4 protein-coding genes are annotated in these 4813 nt (G+C 51.7%); 1 reads left to right on the plus strand and 3 read right to left on the minus strand.

The annotated features are described in order from the left end of the window. Positions 1-25: 25 nt before the first annotated feature. From INT22_RS07565 to INT22_RS07575, 3 genes are all read right to left on the minus strand, one after another. Entirely contained in the window at positions 26-637 is a 612-nt protein-coding gene (locus INT22_RS07565; protein WP_193067984.1) for a superoxide dismutase, read from the minus strand. Positions 638-869: 232 nt separating this feature from the next. Beyond that, a complete protein-coding gene (locus INT22_RS07570; RefSeq protein ID WP_089037764.1) occupies positions 870-1796 on the minus strand; it encodes an electron transfer flavoprotein subunit alpha/FixB family protein in 927 nt (308 codons plus the stop codon). A gap of 14 nt (positions 1797-1810) precedes the next feature. After that, the gene (locus INT22_RS07575) at positions 1811-2560 is read right to left on the minus strand and encodes an electron transfer flavoprotein subunit beta/FixA family protein (RefSeq protein ID WP_038485245.1); all 750 of its coding nucleotides are present in this window, start codon (positions 2558-2560) and stop codon (positions 1811-1813) included. Positions 2561-2983: 423 nt separating this feature from the next. On the opposite strand from INT22_RS07575, the gene INT22_RS07580 reads away from it, so the two are divergent. Further along, positions 2984-4648, plus strand: coding sequence for an electron transfer flavoprotein-ubiquinone oxidoreductase (locus tag INT22_RS07580; protein WP_193061336.1), 1665 nt, complete (start codon positions 2984-2986; stop codon positions 4646-4648). The last annotated feature ends 165 nt before the right edge of the window (positions 4649-4813 follow it).

Below are 4813 nucleotides of genomic sequence, written 5' to 3' on the forward strand. Positions count from 1 at the left end.
CAGCGCCCTCGTGAATAAGGCGGGTTTAGGCGATAGCCGCCTGATAACGACGCTCAACATCTTCCCAATTAACGACGTTAAAAAAGTCTGCTACGTAATCAGGACGCTTGTTCTGGAACTTCAGGTAGTATGCGTGCTCCCAAACATCCAGAACCAATACCGGCGTATTGCCATGCATTAGCGGGCTATCTTGGTTCAGGGTGTTTTCAACAACCAGCTTTTTCTCAGGTGTCACGGAGAGCCATGCCCAACCGCTACCAAAGCGACCCAGCGCTGCTGCCTTGAACGCTTCCTTGAACGCGTCAAGACCGCCTAGCTCGGCTTCAATCGCTTTTGCTACATCACCCTGAGGCTGGCCGCCGCCATTAGGTGACATAATTTGCCAGAACATAGAGTGGTTGGCATGGCCGCCGCCGTGATTAATAACGGCTTGACGCTTCTCTTCAGGTACACGATCAAGATTGGCAACCAGCTCTTCTACCGGCACGTCTTCAAGGCCCGTGCCTTCAAGCGCAGCATTCAAACTAGTGACGTAAGTGTTGTGGTGACGAGAGTGGTGAATCTCCATCGTCATCGCATCGATATGCGGCTCAAGTGCGTCATAAGCGTACGGTAATTCTGGAAGTGTATGTGCCATGCTAACTTCTCCTTAAGTGGCTTTTGTTACGTTCACATAACTAAGTGTGGTCTTACCCCACCTTTTTCAACCATCACGGCTATAATTAATTACCGTGAGTAGCGATTATTGATAACCGATACATTTTATACCCCAGTACCTTAGTCAACTATTGGCAGTTTATCGAATTCATCGCCAATAAAAAAGCCGACTTCTGGTGAAGTCGGCTTTTAGCCAGTTTAGATTCAGTGGCTTATAGCTTGCTTTCAAGCTCCGGCAGAACCTCGAAGAGATCACCCACCAAGCCGTAATCGGCGACTTGGAAGATTGGCGCTTCTTCGTCTTTGTTGATCGCAACAATGACTTTGGAGTCTTTCATGCCCGCCAAGTGCTGAATAGCGCCAGAAATACCCACGGCAATATACAGCTCAGGGGCCACAATCTTACCGGTTTGGCCAACCTGCATATCATTGGGCACAAAGCCTGCGTCTACGGCCGCTCGTGATGCACCAATGGCAGCACCCAGCTTGTCAGCGATGCCGTCAAGCAGCTTAAAGTTTTCGCCGTTGCCCATACCACGACCACCAGACACCACGACTTTAGCACCGCCAAGTTCCGGACGATCGGATTGCGCCAGCTCTTGCTTAACAAAGCTAGACTGACCATTTTCGACCACTACGTCTACCGCTTCTACAGAGGCGCTACCCGTGCTCTCGACCGCATCAAACGCAGTGGTACGCACGGTCATCACTTTCAGTGCGTCGTCGCTTTTTACTGTGGCGATGGCGTTGCCCGCATAAATGGGGCGCAGGAAAGTGTCAGCACTTTCAACGCCAATCACGTCGGACAGCTGGCTAACATCTTTTAAGGCAGCCAAACGCGGCAGTACGTTTTTGCCGGTGGTAGAGGCGCTAGCCAACACGTGGGTATAGTCGCCAGCCAATTCAACCAATAGCGCGCCCATTGGCTCGGCAAGCTGATGGGCGTAAACAGCGTTATCGGCAACGCGAACTTTATTGACGCCTTCAAGCTTTGCAGCAGCATCAGCCGCCGCCTGAACGCCTTCACCGGCCACCAGCACGTCAATGTCACCACCAATCGCCTTGGCAGCAGCAACTACGTGAGCGGTTGCGCCCGCTAACTGACCTTCATGAAGGTCGGCAAGTACCAGAATGCTCATGAGATCAGCTCCTATTAAAGCACTTTGGCTTCGTTTTTCAGTTTGTCGATCAATTCATCTACCGAGGCGACTTTAACACCACCTTTGCGCTCTGCCGGGGACTCCACTTTGAGCAAGCTAACCTTAGAGGCCACTTCAACCCCGTAATCAGCGGGCGTTTTGGTATCCAGCGGCTTCTTCTTAGCCTTCATGATGTCGGGCAGCTTCGCGTAACGCGGCTCGTTCAAACGCAAATCGGTGGTAACGATAGCGGGCAGAGAAAGCGCTACGGTTTGCAGACCACCATCGATCTCGCGAGTAACATTCACCTTGTCACCGTCAACAGCAACCTCAGAGGCAAAAGTACCTTGGGGTAGATTGGTCAACGCGGCCAGCATTTGCCCCGTTTGATTGTTGTCGGTATCGATGGCCTGCTTACCAAGAATCACTAAGCCAGGTTGCTCTTCGTCAACAACCTTAGCTAGCAACTTAGCCACCGCAAGCGACTCAACGCGCTCGTCGGTTTCAATATGAATAGCACGGTCTGCCCCAAGCGCTAGCGCGGTGCGCAACTGCTCTTGAGCCGCCTTGGGGCCAACGGTAACGGCCACGACTTCTGTCGCAACACCTTTCTCTTTGAGGCGCACCGCTTCTTCTACGGCAATTTCGCAGAAGGGGTTCATCGCCATTTTGACGTTGGTAAGATCAACGTCAGAGTTGTCCGCTTTCACGCGGATTTTGACGTTATAGTCGATGACGCGTTTAACCGCGACGAGTACTTTCATAGATTCCTCGCTTGGCTTGTGATGGAAGCCGTTAGCTTGTCTCAGCATCGTACCAACTGATGCTTCTAAAATAGGGGCGACGTGTATTTAAATACGCCACCTTAAAAAATTCATGCAAGCGTTTGATAGGTCTGTAAATGAAAAACCCTATCAATTTGCCACAACCTAGTGACTAGCGACAACACCGATTAACTACGGCCTTGGTCGTAGCAGCGATGTAAACTCCATGGATAAATGGTGCTTTTGCCATCGTAGGGGTGACCTTACAGGGGTATTATGCCTATCATGGGGCATAACCAGAAGCAAACGACCGTTTAAAATTAAGGCCATCTTTTTATAAACTAGTTCTCATAACGCTCATTTGACGTTTGTACAGGCTAGTTTTGGTAAATAATGGCTCTTATGAGAATAAGGAGAAGCCGGGTGGAAAATGTTGAACGCGATGTCATGGACTTCGATGTAGTCATTGTCGGGGCTGGCCCCTCTGGTCTAGCTTCCGCTTGCCGTCTGATGCAACAGGCAAATCAAGCGGAACAAGAGTTGACGGTTTGTGTCGTCGAAAAAGGCTCCGAAGTCGGCGCCCATATCCTTTCTGGTGCTGTCTTTGAGCCCCGCGCACTGGCAGAGCTATTTCCTGATTGGGAAGAGCGCGGCGCACCGCTTAACACACCTGCCGTTCGTGACGATGTTTATCTATTAAAAGATGCTCAAAAAGCGCAAAAAATCCCTAATGCGCTAGTGCCAAAAAGCATGCATAACACTGGCGGCGAGCTTAATCGCTATGTGATTAGCGCAGGCAACCTATGCCGCTGGTTGGCAGAGCAAGCCGAGTCCCTTGGGGTGGAAATATTCCCTGGTTTTGCTGCCCAGGACGTGATTATCGAAGATGATGCAGTACGCGGCATCCTCATTGGTGACATGGGTGTTAGCGCAGATGGCACTCCTAAAGATGGCCATATGCCAGGCATGGAGCTGCGCGCGAAATACACACTATTTGCCGAAGGTGCCCGCGGCCACTTGGGTAAACGGTTAATCAAAGAGTTCTCACTAGATGCTGGTCGTGACCCACAGCACTATGGGATTGGCTTGAAAGAACTGTGGGATGTTCCCGCCGACAAACACGAACCCGGACTTGTGCTTCACGGCTCGGGCTGGCCGCTTGAAAAAGACACTCACGGCGGCTGGTTCCTTTACCACGCGGAAAATCAGCAGGTCGTCGTTGGCCTCATTATGGATCTTGGTTATAAGAACCCCTGGCTGTCACCTTTTGATGAATTCCAGCGTATGAAGCATCACCCGGTGCTTAGCCAATATTTAGAAGGCGGCAAACGCGTTGCTTATGGTGCGCGCGCCATTACCAAAGGCGGTTTTAACTGCCTACCGAAAATGACGTTCCCGGGTGGCCTGTTGATTGGCTGCGATGCGGGCACGCTGAACTTTGCCAAAATCAAAGGCCTGCACACAGCAATGAAATCTGGCATGGTCGCTGCAGAAAGCGTCTTTGAAGCCATTAAGGGGGGTGATGAAGGTGCTCAGGAGCTGGCTAGCTTCACTGAGAAATGGCAGGCTAGCTGGGCCTATGAAGAGCTGAAAGAGAGCGCGAGCTTTGGCCCTGCTATGCATAAATATGGCACGGTAGGCGGCGGTGCTTACAACTTCGTCAATCAACTGCTGGGCAATAAGCTACCCAATGTTCATGACACCACCACCGACCACGGCGTGCTGAAGCCTGCTGCTGAGTTCGAAAAAATTACTTATCCGAAGCCCGATGGCAAATTGTCGTTTGATAAATCGACTTCCGTCTTTTTGTCCAACACCAACCACGAAGAAGACCAGCCCTGCCATCTGCGCCTAGCAGATCCAGAGCTGCCGATTCGCGACAACCTGCCAACCTATGCAGAACCGGCCCAACGCTACTGCCCTGCGGGGGTTTATGAAGTGGTGGAAGATGATCAAGGCAAGCCACGCTTCCAGATCAACTTTCAGAACTGCGTGCACTGCAAAACCTGCGATATTAAAGACCCTGCCCAAAATATTACCTGGGTAGCACCAGAAGGCGGCGGCGGGCCTAACTATCCCAATATGTAACCATCCGACTATGTAATCCGCATCACTAGAGTGCCATACGGCGCGGCCAGTTACGCTGGCTGCGCCGGTGGCTCTAAGCACTCAATCGGCGCGCGTCGAGCAATGAGACGACGCCGGCCAGCCTGTGCAAAGCGCACATTGATGACAGGATCGGAGGGGTTACCT

Source organism: Halomonas sp. 3D7M (assembly GCF_014897885.1).
GTDB lineage: Bacteria > Pseudomonadota > Gammaproteobacteria > Pseudomonadales > Halomonadaceae > Vreelandella.